The 22,940-nt window shown below is 43.9% G+C and carries 16 protein-coding genes and 1 tRNA gene; 12 read left to right on the forward strand and 5 right to left on the reverse strand.

Annotated elements, in window-relative coordinates; all coding sequences use genetic code 11:
- Window position 1 precedes the first annotated feature (1 nt).
- Entirely contained in the window at window positions 2-931 is a 930-nt protein-coding gene (locus ACFQZX_RS18250; RefSeq protein ID WP_377118101.1) for a S66 peptidase family protein, read from the reverse strand.
- 122 nt (window positions 932-1,053) lie between these two features.
- On the opposite strand from ACFQZX_RS18250, the gene metG reads away from it, so the two are divergent.
- The 3 genes from metG (at window position 1,054) to ACFQZX_RS18265 (ending at window position 4,195) form a co-directional block, all read left to right on the forward strand.
- Entirely contained in the window at window positions 1,054-3,123 is a 2,070-nt protein-coding gene (gene metG, locus ACFQZX_RS18255) for a methionine--tRNA ligase (protein ID WP_377118103.1), read from the forward strand.
- A 75-nt stretch (window positions 3,124-3,198) separates the two neighbouring features.
- Complete coding sequence (locus ACFQZX_RS18260) at window positions 3,199-4,044, forward strand: hypothetical protein (RefSeq protein WP_377118105.1); 846 nt, start codon at window positions 3,199-3,201, stop codon at window positions 4,042-4,044.
- Window positions 4,045-4,123: 79 nt separating this feature from the next.
- Window positions 4,124-4,195 (forward strand) — tRNA-Arg (locus tag ACFQZX_RS18265).
- 140 nt (window positions 4,196-4,335) lie between these two features.
- Here ACFQZX_RS18265 and ACFQZX_RS18270 read toward each other — a convergent pair.
- Window positions 4,336-4,791 carry an SRPBCC family protein gene (locus ACFQZX_RS18270; RefSeq protein ID WP_377118107.1) on the reverse strand — a complete coding sequence of 152 codons (456 nt, stop codon included), beginning with the start codon at window positions 4,789-4,791 and terminating at the stop codon, window positions 4,336-4,338.
- Window positions 4,792-4,795: 4 nt separating this feature from the next.
- Complete coding sequence (locus ACFQZX_RS18275) at window positions 4,796-5,122, reverse strand: ArsR/SmtB family transcription factor (protein ID WP_377118109.1); 327 nt, start codon at window positions 5,120-5,122, stop codon at window positions 4,796-4,798.
- A gap of 400 nt (window positions 5,123-5,522) precedes the next feature.
- Here ACFQZX_RS18275 and ACFQZX_RS18280 point away from each other — a divergent pair, with 400 nt between their 5' ends.
- The 9 genes from ACFQZX_RS18280 to ACFQZX_RS18320 all read left to right on the forward strand — a co-directional run bounded on the left by ACFQZX_RS18280 (window position 5,523) and on the right by ACFQZX_RS18320 (window position 20,774).
- Window positions 5,523-6,899 (forward strand): right-handed parallel beta-helix repeat-containing protein, encoded by a 1,377-nt coding sequence (locus ACFQZX_RS18280; protein WP_377118111.1) that lies wholly within the window; start codon window positions 5,523-5,525, stop codon window positions 6,897-6,899.
- A 101-nt stretch (window positions 6,900-7,000) separates the two neighbouring features.
- On the forward strand, window positions 7,001-7,915 hold the full coding sequence (locus ACFQZX_RS18285) for a LytTR family transcriptional regulator DNA-binding domain-containing protein (protein WP_377118113.1): 915 nt from the start codon (window positions 7,001-7,003) through the stop codon (window positions 7,913-7,915).
- A gap of 94 nt (window positions 7,916-8,009) precedes the next feature.
- Window positions 8,010-9,164: an acyltransferase family protein gene (locus ACFQZX_RS18290; protein WP_377118115.1), complete on the forward strand. Its 1,155-nt coding sequence runs from the start codon at window positions 8,010-8,012 to the stop codon at window positions 9,162-9,164.
- A gap of 121 nt (window positions 9,165-9,285) precedes the next feature.
- Window positions 9,286-11,382, forward strand: a complete 2,097-nt coding sequence (pta, locus tag ACFQZX_RS18295) for a phosphate acetyltransferase (RefSeq protein WP_377118117.1) — start codon at window positions 9,286-9,288, stop codon at window positions 11,380-11,382.
- A gap of 9 nt (window positions 11,383-11,391) precedes the next feature.
- Complete coding sequence (locus tag ACFQZX_RS18300; RefSeq protein ID WP_377118119.1) at window positions 11,392-12,597, forward strand: acetate/propionate family kinase; 1,206 nt, start codon at window positions 11,392-11,394, stop codon at window positions 12,595-12,597.
- Window positions 12,598-12,699: 102 nt separating this feature from the next.
- Window positions 12,700-14,583, forward strand: coding sequence for a 7TM diverse intracellular signaling domain-containing protein (locus ACFQZX_RS18305; protein WP_377118121.1), 1,884 nt, complete (start codon window positions 12,700-12,702; stop codon window positions 14,581-14,583).
- Window positions 14,584-14,877: 294 nt separating this feature from the next.
- Window positions 14,878-17,829 carry a SusC/RagA family TonB-linked outer membrane protein gene (locus tag ACFQZX_RS18310; RefSeq protein WP_377118123.1) on the forward strand — a complete coding sequence of 984 codons (2,952 nt, stop codon included), beginning with the start codon at window positions 14,878-14,880 and terminating at the stop codon, window positions 17,827-17,829.
- Window positions 17,830-17,841: 12 nt separating this feature from the next.
- Window positions 17,842-19,320 carry a RagB/SusD family nutrient uptake outer membrane protein gene (locus tag ACFQZX_RS18315; protein WP_377118125.1) on the forward strand — a complete coding sequence of 493 codons (1,479 nt, stop codon included), beginning with the start codon at window positions 17,842-17,844 and terminating at the stop codon, window positions 19,318-19,320.
- A 56-nt stretch (window positions 19,321-19,376) separates the two neighbouring features.
- Window positions 19,377-20,774, forward strand: a complete 1,398-nt coding sequence (locus ACFQZX_RS18320) for a glycoside hydrolase family 30 protein (RefSeq protein WP_377118127.1) — start codon at window positions 19,377-19,379, stop codon at window positions 20,772-20,774.
- A gap of 95 nt (window positions 20,775-20,869) precedes the next feature.
- Here the strand turns inward: ACFQZX_RS18320 and ACFQZX_RS18325 are convergent, their stop codons facing one another.
- Window positions 20,870-21,100, reverse strand: a complete 231-nt coding sequence (locus ACFQZX_RS18325) for a hypothetical protein (protein ID WP_377118129.1) — start codon at window positions 21,098-21,100, stop codon at window positions 20,870-20,872.
- Between the two features lie 66 nt (window positions 21,101-21,166).
- Window positions 21,167-22,939: a hypothetical protein gene (locus ACFQZX_RS18330; RefSeq protein ID WP_377118131.1), complete on the reverse strand. Its 1,773-nt coding sequence runs from the start codon at window positions 22,937-22,939 to the stop codon at window positions 21,167-21,169.
- Between the last annotated feature and the right edge of the window lies 1 nt (window position 22,940).

Below are 22,940 nucleotides of genomic sequence, written 5' to 3' on the forward strand. Positions count from 1 at the left end.
TTTATAGTTTAGTTTGAATATCGTAGTAGATATGGGCGCCACCTGCACTTACATCAAGGTTAACAGTTCGCCCTAATATTAGGCTGCAATTGTTAGGTATATGGCCTGCCGGGAAATCAAAGCATACCGGATAATCGTAATCTGCCACAACGTCCAAGACAAGCTCTGGCAGCGTTTGGCCAAACGGAATATCGTTATCCTTCATATCGGTGAAGCCGCCAATGATCAGTCCTGAAAGAGATTTCAATTTACCTGCTCTTTTCAGGCAGCGCAGCATCCTGTCGGCAGCATAGAGGTATTCGCCTACATCTTCCAGAAACAAGATCTTGCCTCCATACGCTACATCGCTTACCGAGCCTGATACGGCCACCATTAACGAAAGGTTGCCGCCCACCAATACACCCTTTGCCTGCCCCGCGCGGTTCATTGTGTTGGCACCAATCCTGTAACTCAACTGCTCGCCAAAGAGCGCCATTTTTAGGGTCTCTAATGAGTATTTGGAAGCGTCCGGAATATTCAACGGCATCTGCCCATGGATGCAAGCAAGCCCATAGTTATTGATAACGTGCGAATGCAGCAAGGTGATATCGCTGAAGCCAACCAGCCATTTAGGGTTTTGAGCAAGCGCGCTAAAATCAACCAGATCTACCATGCGGATGGTGCCATAGCCGCCCCTGGCGCAGATTATCGCTTTTATGCTGTCATCATTGATAAACCGTTGCAGGTCTGCCGCGCGAAAGTTATCATCACCGGCAAACTGGTAGTATTCGGCGTTAACGGTATCGCCTAAAACTACTTCGAGCCCCCATGAAGTCAGCAGAGCCACTGCATCCGTCATAGGTATAGGCAGCTTTTTAGCCGGGCAGGTGATGGCAATTTTGTCGCCTTTTTGCAGGTAAGGAGGTGTGATGCACGAACGTTCGTAAGACATAAGTCAGATCAGGTTTGCTGCTACTAAAAATGCTTTCTGTCTTCCGGTCATTCCAACAACTGTCTTCCCGACTTTCTGACATAAAAGATTTATCTTTGCAAATTAATAAACATCGCTGTTTAATGTCGCAACTTAATAAATATAAACGATTCACCATCACTTCTGCGCTGCCTTATGCAAACGGGCCGCTCCACATCGGGCACCTTGCCGGCGCTTATTTGCCAGCTGATATTTTTGTGCGCTATCTGCGACTGTTAAAAAAAGATGTGGTGTACATCTGCGGATCTGACGAGCATGGAGCAGCTATTACCATCAAGGCAAAGAAAGAAGGGACTACCCCACAGGCTATTATCGATAAGTATCATCAGCAGATAAAAGAAAGCTTTGAGGAGTTTGGGATGTCGTTTGATATTTATCACCGAACATCATCGGCTATACACCATGATCTTTCGCAGGAATTTTTCCTGAACTTATACGAGAAAGATGAGTTTATTGAGAAGTTCTCAGAACAATACTACGATGAAGATTTCGACCAGTTTCTGGCCGACAGGTATATCACCGGCACCTGCCCCGTTTGCAGTAACGACAGGGCTTATGGCGACCAATGCGAAAACTGCGGCACATCATTAAACCCTACAGACCTCATCAACCCTATATCTACCTTAAGCGGCAAAGCACCTGTGCTAAAACCAACCAAACATTGGTATCTGCCGTTAGACAAGTACCAGCCATGGCTGGAAAAATGGATAGACGAGAAAGAAGGCGAATGGAAAGTGAATGTTTTTGGACAGTGCCGTTCCTGGTTGAAATCGGGCCTGCAGCCACGTTCCATGACCCGCGATTTGGATTGGGGTATCGACGTGCCGCTGGAAGAAGCCAAAGGCAAAAAGCTTTACGTTTGGATGGATGCTCCGATTGGTTATATATCCGCCACCAAGCAATGGGCTATTGATAACAATAAAGACTGGCAGCTTTACTGGAAAAAACAGGCAAACGACGCCGACGATACCTGCCTGATGCACTTCATCGGCAAAGACAATATTGTATTCCACTGCATTATTTTCCCGGCGATATTAAAGGCGCATGGCGAATATGTACTGCCGCAAAATGTTCCTGCCAATGAGTTTTTAAATTTGGAAGGCGATAAACTTTCAACATCACGTAACCATGCCGTTTGGCTGCACGAATACCTGGAAGAGTTTCCGGGCAAGCAGGATGAATTGCGTTACGTGCTGACATCAATACTGCCCGAAACCAGCGACAGCGAGTTCACCTGGAAAGATTACCAGGCACGCGTAAACAACGAACTGGTAGCCATTTTAGGCAATTACGTAAACCGCGTAATGATACTGATGCATAAATTTTTTGATGGCAAGGTAGAAAGCGAAACCGGCGGCATAAAACTGACTGACGAAAGCCTTAACACCGAGATCGGCCAGTACTACGACGAGTTGGCCAAAAACCTGGAGAGCTACCGCTTTAGGCAGGCCCTGCAGAATGTAATGGATATGGCGCGCCTGGGTAACCGCTACCTAACAGAACAGGAGCCGTGGAAAACCATTAAAACAGACCCTGCCGCTGCCAAAAATGCCTTGCATAACAGTCTGGTGCTGATTGGCCACCTGGCTACCTGCCTGCAGCCATTTTTACCACGCACCGCCGAAAAGATATTCGGTATGCTGAATGTTACGCCAATAGCGCTTGACCAGGAAGTGGAATTCACCAACGGTCATCAATTAAATGCAGCGGCTTTACTGTTTGAAAAAGTAGAGGATGAAGCCATTGAAAAACAAATACAAAAACTGGCCGATAAAAAAGCCGCAGCTATGGTAGCCCCTCAACAGGCGCCTGTGGCACCTGCAAAAGCAAATATTACCTTTGATGATTTTGTGGGAATGGACATCCGCACAGGAACTATCCTTACTGCCGAGAAAGTAGCCAAAACCAAAAAGCTGCTAAAGCTTACTATTGATACCGGTATTGATCAACGCACGGTTGTATCGGGCATTGCAGAGCATTACGAGCCCGAGGCTATCATTGGCAAACAAGTGAGTATTCTGGTTAACCTGGAGCCGAGAGAGATAAAAGGCATCATGTCGCAGGGGATGATCCTGATGGCCGAAAATGCCGAAGGCAAGCTGAGCTTTGTGGCCCCCGCTGATGAGATGCCTAACGGATCGGTTGTGCGATAAGAATGTTACAAATGCAGGTTTAAACTTTTAACAGATAGTTGGGTCAGACAAATAAAAACCATAACCCAAACTATCATGAGAAAGCTTCTACTTGCTGCCCTCGCTTGCTGCGCACTATTTTCATCTTGCAAAACTTACCAGTTAAATGTTGTTAGCAGTGTTGATAAAACGCCGGACGCGCAAACCGGTGACTATCAGTTTGATAACGATACAGTGCGTATAACGTATTCTTTTTACGGGGAAAACGCACCCGTTAGTATCAGCATTTATAACAAATTAAACCAGCCGCTGTATGTTGACTGGCAAAAATCGGCCCTTATAATTGGCGATAGGGCTACAAGTTATGCGACCAACAGCGTTGTTTTTAACGGTGATATCAATACAGCATCATACAAATACCGCAACACTTATAACAATGGTATAACAACCAACCCTACCTACACTACCGGCACTATCAACGGAACTGCCGACCTGCCAAAAACAACCACTTTTTTACCGCCGCATGCAGAAAGTAACAATACCGGCATTTACCTGACCAAAGGGTTTTTGCAAATTCCGGATAACGAGTTTTTGAAAACCAGGATGCGCAGTGCTGACGCTACTTCTGACCATCTTATCAGCGTTAAGTCGGCTAATTTTACACCTACCTGTACGCCTTTAGCTTTCAGGAGTTATATAACCATGTACACACTGGTAGATAATAAGCCGGTACCGGTAGTGCATGAACAGCATTTTTTTATATCGCGCTCAATTAAAACTTCAAGGAACCCGAATACGCTGACTGACTATAGCCGGCAGCGCGGCGATTACTTTATTAATTCAAAAGCAAGCGGGGCCAGCAATGCTATTGGGATTGCGGCTGGTGCAATAGCTGTAGGGGCCTTTGTTGCTTTTGCCTCTCAGGACGCTAAATTGCCATAGTTAAATAAATTTTTATTAAATGCCGGAGGTATTGGCAGGGTCGGGTAAAATGTGCAAATTTGCGTACTCAAAAAAATCCGGCCCTGTAGTTCAACGGATAGAATAGAAGTTTCCTAAACTTTAGATATGAGTTCGATTCTCGTCGGGGCTACGCAAAAAATAGGCGGTGTTTTTCCGCTGAAAAAAAACGCCCTCTACGTAATGTGGAGGGCGTTTTACTACCCATAAAGTCACTGTATATTTTGTTCTTGCTATAAAATGTCATTACAACATTTTTAAATTTACGAGTAACTATGCTAATTCATTCAACCTGGCAGAAAGATACTTTTCAAGTTTATTCAAGTTTTGTTTTTGTCCTTCGTCTGCTTTATGCGCTTTGATCACCGTTTCTCGCATATCGGCAGTATCGAACAAAAGTGTCCAATCAATCAGCGTTTCGTTCCCTTTGGCCTCAAATATAACAGTAGTGATAAAATGCGGATTGAAATGCTCAAACACTATCTTCTTTTCAAAAATTATTTCCCTAAAGATGCTTCGGTTAGCATAATCGGTGCCATCTGGCCCGTGCATAGTTAAAGTCCATTCTCCGCCTTCATGGAATTCCATCTTGTGAATAGTATTTGTGAATCCATTTGGCCCCCACCAGTTAATAATGTGCTTTGGATCAGTCCAGACTTCCCACATCAGTTCAATGGGCGCTTTAAAAATCCTTGTGGTTCGCATTTCTCTGTTTGCATCATTTCCCATAGTCTTATTGGTTTTTATTTTGAATTTTTTCTAAGTATTTGTCCAGGTTATCAAACCGGTTCTCCCAAATCATCCTGATTTGATCTAGCCAAAGGTCGACTTCCTGCATTTTGTCAATCTTTAGTTGATAATATATCTCACGACCCTGTTGCTTTGCCTCAATCAAATCACATGCGGCAAGTATCTGAATGTGCTTAGAAACAGTAGATCTGGCTGTTTCAAACTTTTCTGCTATCATCCCGGCAGTGATGGTTTGTGAAGCCAGCAAGATGAGTATATTTCTCCTTGTAGGGTCAGCAATGGCTTGAAAGATATCTCGTCGTAAATTCATTGTGTCGTTAAATGACGACAAATATAATGTAACGCCGCTTAACGTCATAATTTTGGAAAAAAGAACTGCTCACGTCATAATATTTATGGATATCATAACGACCTAATTCAATAAAGGCAATACTAGTGGTGAGAAATATAAATCAAAAAAGCATTCGTAACATCGCGTTTAAATTATCAAAATATCTGCTGCTGTTTTCCATAAGCGAGCGGTATAAGCCAAGTGTATAGTCATGCTATCTATTTGTGAGGTTTGTAATGCTATCTAAATATAATACTAGATAATATACAAACCAAGTATTCCGCCGTATAACCCAAAGTTGTAAATCACTAAATCTACAGCAACATTTTTGTAAAAAAACCGTACAACAACCAATACCCCGTACTTATATATAACTGTTATGACCTTTTTAAATACTCTTGTCCGCACAATTATTGGTTTTGTTGTGTTGTCATCGTTCACCATGTGCGTTAAACCAGCGGTTGATGCGGAGGTGCCCGGTACAACCGCCGCTAAAGATTCAACGTCGCAAAGCCATGTTAACGCCGTGGCTGCCTATACTTATACCGTACAGCCCTCGCAATGGTATGTTGATGGTACCAACATCCCTGCCGGGGCAATCATTTATATTCCTGCCGGTACAAGGGGCGCCTTATTATTTAAAAATCTTAAAGGCACAGAGGCAGATCCGATCATCATTGTAAATAAAGGCGGTAAAGCCATCCTGTCTACTTCAACCACTGCTTCTTATGGGTTTAAAACGCAAAACTGCAGTTATTTTGAGGTACGTGGAAATGGCGATCCGAATATTACTTATGGCATCACCGTTAGCGGCGGAAACATCGGGATGACAATGGATGACCTGAGCTCGGACTTTGAAGTATCAAACGTTGAAGTGGTTGGGGCAGGCTTCGCGGGCATTATGGCCAAAACCGACCCTACCTGCGATGTTGCCACCCAACGCGGCAACTTTACCATGAAGAACGTGAGCCTGCATGATAATTATGTGCACAAAACCGGTGGCGAAGGCTTTTATGTAGGCAATTCCTTTTATGCCGAGGGCGTATCGGTAAGTTGCGGTAAGGTATTGCCGCATGATGTAAATAACCTCCAAATTTACAATAACCGTATAGACTCTACCGGCTGCGAGGGCATACAGGTGGGCAGCGCAGTTGCAGATTGTGCGGTTTACAAAAACCGGGTGTCGTACCCTGGGTTGGCGCCTTTTGCCAGCGGCCAGAACAACGGGATACAAATAGGCGAAGGTACAGGCGGCAAATGCTATGGCAACCTGGTACGCAATGCGCCGGGCAATGGCATTATTGTACTTGGCCTTGGCGATAACCAGGTGTTTAACAACATCATACTTAACTCGGGCAGTTACGGCATTTTTGCAGATTCGCGCTATACGCCCGGCCCTTATTTTCAGTTTGTTAATAATACCATTGTTAACTCGCAGCTTGGGGGCATCAAAATGAATTCGGTAACCATCCCCATGAATGTGGTTATCAACAATGTTATCATAGGGGCATCAGGCAGCAATGCTATCATCAGGATGAACAGCAGTGTTAAGCTTACTTCATCAAACAATTATATTAATACAAAGGTGGCCGCCTGTAAATTTGTAAATTACAACCAGGGCGATTTTCATTTGCAGGTATCATCGCCGCTTATCAACGCAGGGTTAAATACAGCTAACTATGGTGTTGTTACAGATTTTTATGATAAGACAAGGCCAGCAGGAAGTGCGTTTGACATAGGCGCTACTGAGTATTGAAACCATTTTGCTTAGGCGGTATCGTAAGGGTTTTAAGGTTCTTTAAGCATTGATATGTTGCAGATTTACAATGAAACTTATCATCTTTGCAATCTGACAGCATGCCGATCAGCAATATTAAAGAACATTTATTCAACGAGGCCGAATATCCGCTTAGATTTAAGCAGGGAGGAATCCGCAAAACGGTGGCTATTCAGTTTTGCCTTGTGTTTGTTTTTTTGCTTTTATTTAAGCCATTCGGCGTTTACGAACCAGAGCACAGGATCAACTATTTTTTTATATGCGCGCTTCATGCGTTGTTCCCATCGCTGATCATCTATGTCTATTTCACTACACTTTGTTTTGTAAACAACAAGCAGCTTAAGCCCCGGGTATGGACCCTGTCAAGAGAGTATGCTCACCTGGCCGTTGTTTTTCTTTTAACCGGTATTGCCAGTTTTTTACTGCGGAGCTTTATCTATAACAATCCCTACAATTGGTCGGTACGTTACTTATGGGAGGAGATCAGGAACTGTTACCTGGCAGGCACATTCCTGTACATTTTTTTGCTTTTTGCCAGCTCGTACTTTCAGCGGGAAAAAAGACGGGACAATGATTACCCCGGCACCGCTGCAATGCACAGCAATAATCCGGAAGCCTTAAGCGCAGGTACATCCCTGTTCATTAAAACGCAGGTGCAGCAGGATGACTTCAGTTTCAACCCGCAACATTTGCTATTTGCCAAAGCCGACGGCAATTACATCGAGTTAACGGTTTTAAGCAATGCTAAAGTTACAACCGAATTAAAAAGGATTTCGCTAAAGCAATTTGATGCGCAGCTTACCGGCTGCCCGTATTTGTTGAGGTGCCATCGTGCTTACCTGGTCAACTTAGCACAGGTAAAAGCCGTTTCGGGGAATGCCCTGGGTTATACACTTTCTTTAAATGCAACAGACGAAAGCATCCCGGTATCAAGGGCGCAGGTAGACCGATTTAAACAGCTGTATGAACAACTGGCTGAAGTTGCAGCCGGTTGATTTGTTGCTCATCACAAAGTTTTGCCATTCGTAACAAGCCGCTTTAGTTAACTTTTATCGCAGTGTAGGTTTGCAGCAACATAAAAATCAAACCATGCCCGCTTTAACCCCGCCAACTATTACCACCCAAGCCAAAACCGAAAAGCTTTTTTACATTGATAATATCAGGATACTGTTAACTATACTTGTTATCCTGCACCATGCCTGTGTTTGCTACGGCGCCCCGGGCGGCTGGTATTACAAAGAACAAACCGCCACAGTAGGGGCACTCATCCCCATGACGATGTTTGTCAGCCTCAACCAATCATTTTTTATGGGCTTCTTCTTTTTATTAAGCGGCTTTTTTACTTACTCCTCTTACCATCGCAAAGGGGCTCTTCGTTTTTTTACCGACAGGCTTGTGCGGTTGGGCATACCATTGATATTTTACTCGTTCATATTTTCACCGGTGCTCAGTTATCTGGTCTATTATTTCGCGGAAGGCAGCCCTATCAGCCTTTGGCAATATCTTAGCGGCTATAATAACTGGATAGAGTTTGGCGTGTTATGGTTTGTAGCTGCCCTGTTGTTATTTACGCTAGCATATATCTTTGGCAGGAAATTATTTATACCATTTACAAAAGCCCCATTACCAACACCAGGTACAAAAGGGATTTTCCTGTTTTCAATAGCGATCGGTGTAATCAGCTTTTTGATAAGGATAAAGCTTCCGGTTGGTTGGGTGCTTCGTCCGGTAGGCTTTCAACCCGGCCACTTCTCACAATATATCGCCTTATTTATTATCGGGCTCCTGGCATCAAAAAATAATTGGTTGCATCAGCTTAGTTTCAAAACCGGCCAAAAGATGCTTCGGGTTGCTTTGTACGCGCTTTGGTTCTTTCCTGTTTTCTTTATCATCAGGACAAAGCTGAATATGCCCATCGCCTGGTATTCCGGCGGGTTTCACTGGCAGGCACTGCTGTATGCTGTTTGGGAGCAGTGCATAGGCTTTGCTATAATAACCGCTATACTAACTTATGGCAAACGATATTGGAATACATCGTCGTACATATTAAATATCTTATCCCGAAAGGCTTTTGCCGTTTATATTCTGCACCCGCTGCCGCTGATAGGCTTGTCGCTAATTTTGCGTAACTGGGCGGTTGATCCGGCGATAAAGTTATTAGTGGTTGCTCCGCTTGGGGTAGCCGGCAGCTTTTTACTGGCCTGGGCTGTTTTGCTTGTGCCGGCAGTTAAACGGATCATTTAATAGGCGTAATGATTCCTGCAATGTAATAATCAATGGTAATAGATGTTTGTTTTTTGGGTAATTAGCTCATAAAAAAACCTGTTATTTGTAACAGTGTTATAACATACAAACATTCGCCATTATGATTAAAACGGTTTTTATTGCAAGCACCGAGGGTTACAGCGGCAAATCTGTTATCTCTATAGGGCTTGTTAATATGATATTAGGCAAAGCCCAGAAAGTAGGTTTTTTTAAACCGGTCATCAACGCGAAAGGGCCTGATAAAAAGGACGATCATATCGATACCATTATATCGCACTTTGATTTGCCTATAGCTTACGAGGACAGTTATGCGCTCAACTGGCAGGAAGCTATGCTGCACATGGAGTCGGAAGCCGAAGGCGATATGATGGATATTATCATCCGCAAGTATAAGAACCTGGAAGAAAAATACGATTTTATAGTTGTTGAAGGAACTGATTACCATGGCGAGGGAAATGCTTTTGAGTTTGACCTGAATGCCCAGATAGCTAAAAACCTGCGCGCGCCGGTGATAGCCGTCATATCCGGCGAGGGAAAAAGCACGGCGCAAATTGTAAACGGCGCTTTAACCACATTGAATAATTTTGAAGCCCGGGAGATCAAGGTGCTGGCTATTGTTACCAATAAGGTACCGCCAGCCAGCGTTGCGGATGTAAAGGAGCTTTTAGAGAAGCAGCTTGACCCTGATACCATGCTGGTTGTTATTCCGGCAGATAAAACCCTGCAAAACCCATCCATGCGCGAGGTTTACGAAAAACTGAACGGCAAACTTTTGTTTGGCGCCGAGCAGCTTACCAACCGCGTTGATCATTTTGTAACCGGGGCGATGCAGGTGCCCAACTTTTTAAATTACCTGAAAGACAATGTATTGATAGTTACTCCTGGCGACAGGGGCGATATCGTAATCAGCGCTTTACAGGCCAATCTTTCATCCAGCTATCCTAAGGTAGCAGGTATTATACTTACCGCCGGATATGAACCCGAAGAGCCTATTACCCGGCTTATAGAAGGTTTGCAGACCGTAGTGCCTATTATTGCGGTGCAAACCGGTACATTTGAAACGAACAATGCAGTTGGTGCCATACGGTCTAAAATATCGGCCGTAGACCCCAAAAAGATCCAACTGGCTATTGAAACGTTCAATACCCATGTTAACCTGCCCGATCTGGATAAACGCATTGTAACATTTAAACCATCGGGCATAACGCCAAGGATGTTCCAGTACCAGATTACCAGTAGGGCAAAAAGCAATAAAAAACATATTGTACTGCCCGAGGGGACCGACGAACGCATACTTAAAGCGGCCGCAAGGTTAATAAAGCAGGATATTGTTGACCTTACACTGCTTGGCGACCGCGAGGAGATCAATACACTTATTCAGCGACATAATATCGAGCTTGACCTGAACCGGATAAAAATTGTAAACCCTGCTACAGACGAGCATTACAACGAGTATGTGGAAACACTGTATGAGTTGCGTAAGAACAAGAACGTGAACATGGAAATGGCCCGCGATATGATGACCGATGTATCTTATTTTGGTACCATGATGGTATATAAAGGATATGCAGATGGTATGGTTTCGGGCGCCGTACATACTACTCAGCACACCATCAGGCCGGCATTGCAGTTTGTTAAGACTAAGCCCGGCATTTCGGTGGTATCATCGGTGTTTTTTATGTGCTTGCCGGATAGGGTATCCGTATTTGGAGATTGTGCAGTAAACCCCAACCCTACTGCCGAACAACTGGCAGAGATCGCTATTTCATCGGCAGAGAGCAGCGTAAAGTTTGGTATTGAGCCAAGAGTGGCCATGTTATCCTATTCATCAGGAACATCCGGCGAAGGCGAAGATGTGGAAAAAGTAAGAAGGGCCACAGAGATTGTGCGCTCAAAACGGCCCGACTTGAAAATAGAAGGCCCCATACAATACGACGCGGCTGTTGACCAGGTTGTGGGCAGTAGTAAGATGCCGGGCTCGGAGGTGGCAGGCCGTGCAAGCGTGCTTATTTTTCCGGATCTTAATACCGGCAACAATACCTACAAAGCCGTGCAGCGCGAAACCGGGGCTTTAGCTATTGGCCCTATGTTGCAGGGACTCAACAAGCCGGTAAACGATCTTAGCAGGGGGTGTACCGTTGATGATGTGTTCAATACCGTTATTATTACTGCCATACAGTGCCAGGAAACCGCTTAATATTTATTTATGTACATTTTTGTTATTAACTCGGGCAGCAGCTCTTTAAAATATCAACTTTTCAACTGGCCATCGCCAAGCCCGGTATGCACCGGACTGGTTGACCGTATCGGTTTGGAAAACGCCCAGATCACGCATAAAACTTTCATTGGAGGACGAGAACAGGTTATAACGGAAACGGATGACATCGCGGACCATGACGCGGCCCTGCAAGCTGTTAACCGCTTACTGACAGACAGCCAGAATGGGGTACTTACGGATACGGGCGAGGTGCAGCTTGTTGGCCATCGCATAGTGCACGGCGGGGAGTATTTTGTTGATACTACTGTAATAACACCAGAGGTAAAAGAAAAACTTAAGCTTACTTTTCAGCTTGCACCGCTGCACAACCCGTCTGCCTATCGGGGTATTGAGGTAGCCGAAAATGTGTTTGGAAATGCGACGCATATCGGCGTGTTTGATACCGCGTTTTTTCAGACACTACCCGAGAAAGCTTTCAGATATGCCATACCTAAAAGCTATTATAACCAGCAAAACATACGTGTGTACGGCTTTCATGGCACCAGCCATAAATATGTGTCGGAGCTGGCCTATCAATATTTAGGGCATACCGATGCAAAGCTGATCACCGTGCATTTAGGTAATGGATGCAGTATGAGCGCTATCAATAATGGCAAAGCTATTGATACCAGTATGGGCTTTGGCCCGCTGGATGGCTTGATCATGGGTACACGTTCGGGCAGTATTGACCCTACCGTAATTTTTTACCTGGTTAACCAGTTAGGCTATGATGAGGCACAGGTTAGCAACCTGCTGAATAAAAAAAGCGGTATGCTGGGCTTAACGGGCTTTAGTGATATGCGCGATATTACCAAGGCGATAGAGGCGGGTAATGAAGATGCCAAACTGGCTTATGAAATGTATGCTTACCGTATCAAAAAATATATAGGCGCTTATACAGCAGCCTTAAACGGCCTGGATGCCCTGGTATTTACTGCCGGTGTCGGCGAAAACGATGCCCTGATACGCCAGATGGTATGCCTGGATATGGACTATTGCGGTATCATGCTGAACACTGAGACAAATGCTGTTAGAGAGAAGGATACACGTGATGTTAGTTTGCCTCAATCGAAAGTGCGTATATTGGTTGTGCCCACTAATGAGGAGCTTGAAATAGCGCGGCAATGCGCCGGATGTTACAACAAACAGGCATAACTACAGGCTATTATAAACCTTGCGGTAGTTTTACATTATAAAACGAATTCTAAAAACAATAAAGCCGATATTTGCAGGTTTAGTATTATATCGCCTGTGTTGATGGATGTTGTATATCGCCGTGTTTGGGTGTCGTTTATTTTATTGTTCTTTTTAGCACCTCTGCAGGCATCTGCCCAGCAGCCGGTGGTTATAAGCGACACGGATTTTCAGCATATTTTTACCTTTAAAGAAGTAGAGGGTTTATATGATGCCTCCGGAAAACTTTCTTTTGATCAGATCAGGAACCGGCCTTTTGCCGCAAGCAAAAGCAGTACTCCACAAAACACCATCCTTAACGGAGTTTATTGGTATAAGATATCAATAAAACCAAAGAGTGATGTGCGTAAGCAGTGGCTGCTGGAGTTTTTTGATCAGACTATTGATGATATAACCGCTTATTTGCCCGATGGTAAGGGCGGCTATTATAGTCAACGGTTTGGAGATGCTTATCAGTTTACCAATCGCCGGGTTCATCATAAAAATTTTGAGGTACCGTTAAAGCAAGCCGATATTTCAGGGACTTACTATTTCAGGATCAAATCCCATCAGCCGGCCGATATCATAATCGTGCTGCGCTCGGTAAACTGGTTCATACAATACGCCAATGACGAATATTTCTCCTTCGGAATATTTTATGGTATGATCCTGATTTTCGGCTTTTACAACCTGCTGATGTTCATGGCTGTAAGGTCAAGGCAGTACCTCTATTACACCCTTTACCTTTTTAGTATAGGATTGTATGAAATGTGTACCGATGGATTGGCCTTCCAGTATTTATGGCCATCGGCCCCTGCATTTAACCAATACGCGTTTGCCATAGCGCTATGCCTCATAAGTGTGTTTTGTTTATTGTTTACACGGGCATTGTTGCGCACATCGGTTAAAGTGCCTGTTTTAGATAGGGTGATTGTTGGTGTTCTGCTTTGCCGGGTATTGTTCTTAATCTGCGGCTTTGTATTTAACCGCGATCTTTTCAATTATAAGTTCATAGAATTTATCCCGTTAGTGCTTGCGCTTACTGCAGGTATAGTGGTTTACCGCAAAGGATACCGGCCGGCCTTGTACTTCATTATAGGCTATGGCTGCCTGTGCTTTGGCTTTATATACAAAGTTTTGATCATGCTGCACTTCGATTGGTTGAATATCGGGGCAGCCACTTATTATAGTTTAACCATCAGCTTTATTGCCGAAATGATCTTTTTATCTATTGCTATTGCTGTGCAGGTAAGCGAGTTAAAACGCACCCGCGACAAGGCGCAAAGGCAAATGATCAGGGAGATGAAAAAGAGCCGAGCCCTTGAACAAAAGCTGAATAAAGAGCTGGAACAACTGGTTGAAGTGCGCACAAAAGAACTTAAAGAGCAAACCACATTGGTAGAAGCTCAGAATGTGGCTTTAGAGCAAAAGAACAGGTTACTGCTTCGGCAGTCTGAGGAAATTTCCCGGATGAATGTGCTGCTTGAAAAAGATAATGAGGAGCTGCATACCAATGTTGTGCAGATCACCCGGTCGCGCATCATGTCTGAAGAGGTTGACTTCAGTGAGTTCAGTAAGATCTACCCTGATAGCGAGAGTTGTTTCGCTTATCTTGCGCAGCTAAAATGGAATGCAGGTTACCATTGCCGGAAATGCGGTAACGAGCATTATTTTGCAGGCCACGTTCCACACAGCCGCCGGTGTGCCAAATGCGATTACGAAGAATCTGTTATTGCTTATACCATCTTTCAAAATTCGCGTATACCTATTACCAAAGCCTTTTACCTGCTTTTCCTCATATATTCAACCAAAGGAAAGATATCATCACATAAGCTATCTGAAATTCTTGACATCAGGCAAGGTACCTGCTGGTCTTACAGCAACAAGATAAAAAAGCTGATGGATGGCCGGAAAAAGGAGCTCAAAGAAACTTCAAAAGGCGGTTGGAGCAAATTGGTTTTAGAATAAAATCCTCGGCTATTTGCCATCTTAATGTAAGAAAATATATCACAACATACGGCATTTTAGCGTATCAGGCATTGCGCAAATAGCGTAAACAGGTTATCGCTTCTGTCTGATTATCAATGTTAATTGAATCAATTTATTGTGGTAGTAAAGCGTATTAAATTATTTACAATTGTCTGTTATTCAGCAATTTAGCAATTATTTTGCTTGCAAATATTCCGTATTGCAACCACCTTTGTCCACTCGTTGGGTTTTCTTATAACCTGCGATACCAGTTAATAACCTCAATTTTTAATTATGCAAAAACGAATTACTTTATTCTGTGCATTTCTATTGGCAAATATTTGGGCATATGGCCAGAATATTACCGTAAAAGGTACAGTGAAAGATTCCAGGGGAGAAAGTCTTCCAGGGGTAAGTGTAAAAGTAAAAGACAGCAATGCCGGTGCAGCTACCGATGTTAACGGAGCTTTTAGCATCAGCACCGGCGCGAACAGTACATTGGTCTTTTCATATCTGGGCTTTGCCACACAAGAGCAGCCGGTATCTGGCAGGACTGATATCAACGTAGTGCTTGCAGAGAATAACAGGCAACTTAACGAAGTTGTTGTTGTGGGTTACGGTACACAACGTAAAGGCGATATCACAGGCGCCGTATCTGTTATAGGAAAAAAAGAGCTCGATCAGCGTCCGAATACCCAGATAGGTAACCTGATAGAGGGTAAAACTGCCGGTGTGCAGGTTTTAGCGCCATCAGGCAGCCCTTCTGCTTCTCTAAGTATCAAAATAAGGGGTACCAACACCATAACGGGTAGTACCGATCCCCTTTATGTAATTGACGGTGTACCGGCTCAGGATACCCGCTCTTTAAATCCGGCTGATATTGAAACTATCTCCGTTCTTAAAGATGCATCTTCGGCGGCTATTTACGGTTCGCAAGGTTCAAATGGTGTGGTACTGATCACTACCAAGCGCGGTACAACAGCAAAGCCTAAGGTTGATTTTTCTGCCTACGCAGGTATCTCAACAGTTAGAAAAAAGCTTGACGTACTTAATGCAGAGCAATACCGCCAACTGGTTACCGAATTAGGTTATAGTACGGATTGGACCCAGTATACCGCAAATAACGACTGGCAGGATGAAATATTCAGAAACGGTGCTTCGCAAAACTACCAGTTAGCCGTTTCTGGTAAAACCGAAGGTACCAATTACTATATATCTGGTGGCTGGACACAGCAGAAAGGCGTTATAGAAAACTCGTTGATGCAGCGCGCCAACTTTAAGGTTAACCTTGACCAGAAGGTGAATAACTGGTTTACCGTAGGTACCAATGTAGCCTATACACGTTATAATGATGTAAGTATCACCGATAATACCAATGTTAACGGAGGTGGTGTGGTATTGGGCGCATTAACTACCCCGCCGAATATCGGTATATTTAATGCAAACGGTACTTATACCAGCAACCCTTTTCAGCAATGGGAAAACCCGCTGGCAAGCATTTACGGATCTACCAGGCCTTACAAAAATCAGCGTTTACTGGGCAATGTATATGGCGAGATAAAATTTACCCCTGAATTGAAATTCAGGAGCAGCTTAGGTATCGACTACATTAACGCGGTAAATGATTACTTCCTGGATCCGTACCTGACTTCTTACGGCCGTCAGAACAATGGTATAGCCCGTAATGAAACTAACTTAACAAATTACTGGACATCAGATAATACCTTAACTTATAACAAAATCATAGGTAAACATAACTTTACCGTATTAGGTGGTTTTATCGCTCAAAAGTATCGTTACGAGAACACCTACATCCAAACAACCGGATTTTCTGGTAATACCATTCCTACAACCAATGCGGGTTCAGTGATAGGTTCTGCATATAACAATAAATCAGAGCGGTTCAACAATTCGGTAATAGGGCGTGTTAATTATGATTATGCTGGCAAGTACCTGTTAACAGCCAACTTCCGTGCTGATGCTTCTTCGGTATTTGGTAATAACACCAGGTGGGGTTATTTTCCTTCAGTATCTGCCGGTTGGAGAATATCTGAAGAAAACTTCATGAAAGATATTACCGCTATTAATGATTTAAAATTGCGGGCAGGCTTTGGTGTGGTAGGTAACGACAGATTGTCTGGAAGCGTGTATTCATACCTTGGCCAGGTTAGCAGCGGAGCCAATTATATTATTGGCGGTAACGTAATACCTGGTACTTATCCATCAACCATACAAAACAGGAATCTTAAGTGGGAAGAAACGCAGCAAACCAATATCGGTATCGACTTAACCATATTGAATAACCGTTTAACCTTTAGTGCCGATGCTTACATAAAAGATACCAAAGACCTTTTACTTGGGTACCCGGTTCCACGATCTACCGGTTATGATGTGGTAAGCAAAAACGTTGGTAAACTACGCAACAAAGGTTTAGAGTTTATGGTAAGCTCAAGAAACATCCAGGGCGATAACTTTACATGGAATACCGATTTCAATATATCGTTTAACCGCAACAACGTAATTGATCTGGTTGGGCAGCAATTTTTCAGCAATACTATATCAGGCAGGAGCGAAATTTCTTTAGTAAGAGAGCAACAGCCGCTTGGCGTTTTCTATGGCTATGTTTATGCAGGAGTTGACCCGCAAACCGGGAATGCGCTTTATTTAAATAACGCAGGCGAGAAAACCAGTTCTCCGTCTGCCGATGACCGCCGGATAATAGGCAACCCTAATCCTGATTTTATATATGGTTTAACCAACACCTTCAGTTATAAAAACTTCAGCCTGAATATATTCTTACAGGGTTCGCAGGGTAACGACATCTTCAACGCATCTCGTATTGAAACAGAAGGTATGACTGGTCCGCAAAATCAATCTACCGCTGTATTAAGGCGGTGGACAGCACCCGGACAGGAAACCGATATCCCAAGGGCGTCAGTTAACAATACAGATAACTCAAGGATATCTACCCGTTTTGTTGAAAACGGATCTTACTTAAGGGTTAAGACAGCAACGCTTAGCTACAATTTTCCTAAAGCAATCGCCAGTAAGCTGAAGCTTGGCAGCATAAGGGTTTATGCTACCGGTGAAAACCTGTTAACGTTCACCAAATATTCTGGTTATGATCCGGAAGTTAACGCATTCACATCAAGCGGCGGCCTTGCTACCAATGGCGGTTTTGGTATCGATTACGGTACTTATCCGCAGACCCGCAATTTGATTTTTGGTTTAAATGCATCATTCTAAAAGCAACAAAAAATGACTACAAAATATATATTAAGATATGCCTTGATAGCCGCGCTGGCTGTCAGTGCAACATCATGTAAAAAATCGCTTGATTTGCAGCCGATATCTGATGCTACAGTAGATAACTCTTACAACACGGCAACGCAGGCCGAAGCAGCGCTTGCTGGTGCCTATAATACTTTCGTATCTTCCGACTACTATATCTGGGATAATACATTTACCAGTGATGTAAGATCTGATAACTACTATGCCGGCGGCGATAATCCCGACTTTTTTCAGTACGACAATTTAAGGCTGACTGCAACTAACAGTAAGGTTTATGGTGATTGGAGTAATTTATACAACGGCATATTAAAAGCTAACACCGTAATACAGCGGGTACCAGAAATAACAGATCCGGGTTTAACGGATAGCCGCAAAACCCAAATTGTAGGCGAAGCCAAGTTTTTGCGCGCCTATCATTACTTTCAGCTGGTGAAAAACTGGGGTGGTGTACCATTGGTGTTGGTGCCGGTAAGCACTACCGAGCCATCTGATATCAATACACCCCGTGCATCGGTAGATGAGGTTTACAATCAGATCATCACCGACCTTACCGATGCTGTTGCCGCATTGCCTGATACCTATGGTGGTGATGCAAGCGTTAACAAAGCCCGGGCGACTAAAGGAGCGGCCAATGCGCTGTTAGCTAAAGTTTATGCCCAAAAGCCAGACCACGACTACAGCAAAGTACTTACTTATACCAATGCGGTTATTAACAGCCCTGCTGGTTATACATTGGTAAGCTACAGCGACCTTTTTGATGGCAACCATTACAACAACGCGGAGTCTATATTAGAAGCCCAGTTTAACGGTACTACTATCGGTAACTGGTCGCCATCGTTGTTATTACCTCCATCTATTACCAATACTACATGGCGTAAATTCATTACCCCTTCAAAAGACCTTGCAAAGGCGTTTGACGACGAAGGTGATGTAGTACGTAAAAACCAAACCATGATATTTGAGCAAGCGCCATGGGTGGATGAATACTGGTCGGCAACCGTTAATGGCAGGGTGCCGTTCCCGTACAAACAGCGTAACCTTACAAACGGTAACAGTACCAGCAGGCAATATATGCTTCGCTTAGGAGATGTCATCCTGCTGAAGGCAGAGGCGCTTAACGCATTAGGCCGTACAGATGAAGCCGCAACCCAGGTAAACATTATACGTAAGCGTGCAGGCCTTGGCAACACGCCGGCAACAACACAGGCCGATATGGCACTGGCTATAGAAAAGGAACGCCGTTTAGAGCTGGCGCAGGAAGGCCAGCGCTGGGACGACCTGGTTCGTTACGGCCGCGCTGAAACGGTGATGAACTCATTGAATGAAACCAACCTGGTTACCGGCCAAAAGGTAAACTACAACATGACTAAGGAAAAGGAATTGTTGCCAATACCTCAAACAGAGCGTAACCGTAATCCGGCGCTTACGCAAAACCCGGGATATTGATAAAAAGGCGGGATATTCCCGCCTTTTTAATTTAGCTTTAAATGAAATGATATTTTATGATTAAAAGATTTTTTATTGCGGTTGCAGCACTTACTGCGCTGGCCTGCAGCACATCGTACGGGCAGAATCATACAACTAAAAAGATTGATTCATGGATAACACAATCCAACCGATCGGCCTTACTGCAAAGACAGCCAGCCATTGCATTTGGCAGTGCTGATAACAGTTATCCAACCATAACGGTTGATGATAGCAGGCAATATCAGCAGATAGATGGCTTTGGTTATACATTAACAGGCGGAAGTGCCGAATTGATCAATAAACTTCCGGCAGCGGATAAAAAAAGTTTGTTGCAGGAGCTGTTTTCTACAAAAGGCAATGGCATTGGCGTAAGTTACCTGCGTATAAGCATAGGCGCATCAGACCTTAACGCAGAGGTATTTACTTACGATGATATGCCTGACGGTGAAACCGACCCGAAACTTAACAAGTTTAGTTTGGATAAGGATGCCGGTGTTATTTTGTTATTGAAAGATATACTGACTATTAATCCTCGCATCAAAATATTGGGTAGCCCCTGGACAGCGCCTTCATGGATGAAAACCAATAACTCGTCAAAAGGTGGCAGTTTAAAGCCGGATTGTTACCAGGTGTATGCACAATATTTAACCAAGTACATTTTGGCAATGAAGGCTAAAGGGATTACGGTGGATGCCATTACCCCGCAAAATGAACCCCTGAACCCTAAGAACAACCCAAGCATGGTAATGGAAGCTGCAGAGCAGGCAACCTTCATTAAAAATAACCTCGGGCCAACATTCCGCAAAGCAGGATTAAAAACCAAGATAATCACTTATGATCATAACGCCGACAGGCCCGACTATCCGCTTGATATATTAAAAGATCCTGAAGCCAGAAAATATGTTGACGGATCTGCATTTCACTTATACGGCGGAAAAATTGAGGCGCTTAACGAGGTACACAATGCTTTCCCTAAAAAGAACATTTATTTTACCGAACAATGGGTTGGCGCCCCAGGCGACTTTGCCAGCAATTTAAACTGGCATATCAATAACCTGATTATTGGGGCAACACGCAATTGGGCCCGTACTGTGCTTGAGTGGAACCTGGCTGCAGACGCCGGTAACCTGCCACACACACCAGGAGGCTGTACAGAATGCCTTGGCGCCATAACCATACAGAATATTATTACCCGTAACGTTGCATACTATATAATTGGCCATGCTTCCAAATTTGTACCGGCCGGTTCAACGCGTATTGCTTCGAATTTGAACGGAGACCTGGCAAATGCGGCGTTTAAAACTCCGGAAGGTAAAAGGGTATTAATTGTAATTAATAACGGTAAAAACAAAGCGACGTTTAATATCAGCCATCAATCAAAAGCAGCAACCTGCTCGCTTGATGCCGGCGCGGTAGGGACATTCGTTTGGTAACTGCCGATTGACAAACAATGGCATTAATCCTTTGCTTAAAGGATTAATGCCATTGTTGTTGTGATATAAGTAATCAGGCCAATACTATCGTAAACTTATTCCTTTATTTCAAAATCTTCCTGGTGGGTAAACATCCGGCCTTCGTGTTCCCAGTCGAGCGTTAGGCGCCATTTACCTGCATTACAATCAGTAACCGGCACTTCCAGTTCATTGTCTGTAGTGCTATTAACTTTTAAGCGCTGGCAGGAGTTGCCAATGCAATTTACTGGTGTTAAAGTAGCATTGCCGTGCACCGGGTGGTTAAAGTTAAATCGTATGGTTTTCATGGCCTTGGGGTTTATGTTCAAAATTATGGATCGCCCGACCTCAAAAAAATGATTGCCGTCATCTTATTAAAACGCTAATTCTTTCATTAAAATATCTTCAAAGGCTTTTAATTGATCAATAGTATCCGGAAAATTGGTAAGCACCGTTGTAAACAGGTTTCGGTAGTAGTCGATACCCTTAAGTAACTGTAATTTAAAGTTTTGAAGCTGCTTTGGTTTTTTATCAGTTATACCGGCCAGGTTTTGCCTGGCATCCTTATTTAAATAAGTAATATACAGGTCAAGCTCTTTTAAAAACAGGTGGGGTCGTTTAATGTTTTTAAGCAGATCTGTTTTGCCATAAATATGCGCTGCCATTTCATCAAGCGAATAGGGCCGTTTAAAGTAGGCTACGTTAGGCCCGGGGCATACAGCCACAGCATTGTTTTCCTTTGGTTTGGTTATATCGTTTTTAAGGTATGCGGATGAACAAAGGCCTTCGCAAAGGCATATCTTTTCGGTAATATGTTCAACTGCGTCCCGGTAAGCCGCCTCCGGCAGTTCTTGTTCTTGTAATTGCTTTAGTTTTAAATTCTGGTATTCGCGCGAAGCTGTGCAGATGGGTTGAGCAGTAAACTCAGTATTACTGCATAAATATTTTTTGGTGCAGGGGCTGCCCGGTCGGTTTTGGGCTATGCGCTGCAACCGCAGCTGGTTGATACTACTACCTTTAAAATTGTTAAAAAGTATACCCAGCGGCGAGGCATTGCTTGTATAAAAATCATCTTCGGTAGCATCAGCCAGTTGCTGCAGTGTTTCATTGTCAACATTTGTAGCTTCAGGTACCATCAAAAACGGGCTGCCCCAGCCAGTAGCATCCAGGTCGTAATAATCTCTTAAAAAGTTGTCTTCATCTGCCGTTCCTATTCCTCCCTGCACGCTTATACGCTGTGGCGGAATTTTAGTGGTAAAAATTTCTTTTTGTATCAGGGCGGCATCGTACAGGCCATAAAGCTCTTCTTTCATTTCAGTACGGCGTAGTTTAAATTCATCGAGTATCGGCCCTAAAAGTAGGCCCTCGGTGGCAAAAGCATGGCCGCCGCAGTTTAAGCCCGACTCAATCCGGAATTCGGATACCCACAATCCCTTTTTTGCAAGGAACTTCGCTTGTATAAATGCCGACCGGAAATCGCTTACCTTTAAAATGATTCTTTTATTGATATGCCCGTTCTCATCCGGGAAAAAATCCCTGAAATTTTCTAAATAGCTGTAAAGTTTGGGGTTCATCCCGGCAGATAAAACAATGGCCGAGTTAAGGTTACTCAGTGCATAGCCGCGAAGGGCGGCCAGTGCATCGGTATTTTCGTCACCTGTGTAGTAACCATTTGCATCAAAGTTCATTTTATCGACCTTAGCCATCAGGTTAACATCAATGGAACCTTGTTTGATACTGTTTATAAGTATAGATTTAAATATGTCCTTCCGCTGCCCTTCAGGGTACTCCATCATCAGGTCATAGCCCTGCCTTAATACCGATGTTTCTGGCAGAAGTTCAAAGTACCGGCACAGATCTGACCCTGCTTCGAAAGGCTGTTGTTTCAGGCATTCAAACTGCTGGTCGGCGAGTTCTTTCACCAGGTTCAGATAAGCAGTAATGCGTCTCGCACGATGATCATTCTCGCCTTTTTTAATAGCTGTATAGGGTAGCCCGTTGGCTTTGCAATGGTATTGGCGCATGCGCTCAATCAACTCGTCATCAACTATGGACATGACTGACGATATGCCATAGCGGGCTACTTTAAGCGGTGTATCTATAGAAAACCCTAATCCTAAAACGGGTATATGGAAGGTGTGGCTCATG

Source organism: Mucilaginibacter litoreus, assembly GCF_042676805.1.
In the GTDB taxonomy this organism is placed as follows: Bacteria; Bacteroidota; Bacteroidia; order Sphingobacteriales; family Sphingobacteriaceae; genus Mucilaginibacter; species Mucilaginibacter litoreus.

Excerpts from the sequence above, each read along its gene's own strand:
- ACFQZX_RS18320 (WP_377118127.1), top strand. The coding sequence starts at position 19,377 with ATGATTAAAAGATTTTTTATTGCGGTTGCAGCACTTACTGCGCTGGCC.
- ACFQZX_RS18300 (WP_377118119.1), top strand. The coding sequence starts at position 11,392 with ATGTACATTTTTGTTATTAACTCGGGCAGCAGCTCTTTAAAATATCAA.
- ACFQZX_RS18310 (WP_377118123.1), top strand. The coding sequence starts at position 14,878 with ATGCAAAAACGAATTACTTTATTCTGTGCATTTCTATTGGCAAATATT.
- ACFQZX_RS18325 (WP_377118129.1), bottom strand. The coding sequence starts at position 21,100 with ATGAAAACCATACGATTTAACTTTAACCACCCGGTGCACGGCAATGCT.
- ACFQZX_RS18315 (WP_377118125.1), top strand. The coding sequence starts at position 17,842 with ATGACTACAAAATATATATTAAGATATGCCTTGATAGCCGCGCTGGCT.
- ACFQZX_RS18275 (WP_377118109.1), bottom strand. The coding sequence starts at position 5,122 with ATGAATTTACGACGAGATATCTTTCAAGCCATTGCTGACCCTACAAGG.
- ACFQZX_RS18305 (WP_377118121.1), top strand. The coding sequence starts at position 12,700 with ATGGATGTTGTATATCGCCGTGTTTGGGTGTCGTTTATTTTATTGTTC.
- pta (WP_377118117.1), top strand. The coding sequence starts at position 9,286 with ATGATTAAAACGGTTTTTATTGCAAGCACCGAGGGTTACAGCGGCAAA.
- metG (WP_377118103.1), top strand. The coding sequence starts at position 1,054 with ATGTCGCAACTTAATAAATATAAACGATTCACCATCACTTCTGCGCTG.
- ACFQZX_RS18290 (WP_377118115.1), top strand. The coding sequence starts at position 8,010 with ATGCCCGCTTTAACCCCGCCAACTATTACCACCCAAGCCAAAACCGAA.
- ACFQZX_RS18285 (WP_377118113.1), top strand. The coding sequence starts at position 7,001 with ATGCCGATCAGCAATATTAAAGAACATTTATTCAACGAGGCCGAATAT.
- ACFQZX_RS18330 (WP_377118131.1), bottom strand. The coding sequence starts at position 22,939 with ATGAGCCACACCTTCCATATACCCGTTTTAGGATTAGGGTTTTCTATA.
- ACFQZX_RS18270 (WP_377118107.1), bottom strand. The coding sequence starts at position 4,791 with ATGGGAAATGATGCAAACAGAGAAATGCGAACCACAAGGATTTTTAAA.
- ACFQZX_RS18280 (WP_377118111.1), top strand. The coding sequence starts at position 5,523 with ATGACCTTTTTAAATACTCTTGTCCGCACAATTATTGGTTTTGTTGTG.
- ACFQZX_RS18260 (WP_377118105.1), top strand. The coding sequence starts at position 3,199 with ATGAGAAAGCTTCTACTTGCTGCCCTCGCTTGCTGCGCACTATTTTCA.
- ACFQZX_RS18250 (WP_377118101.1), bottom strand. The coding sequence starts at position 931 with ATGTCTTACGAACGTTCGTGCATCACACCTCCTTACCTGCAAAAAGGC.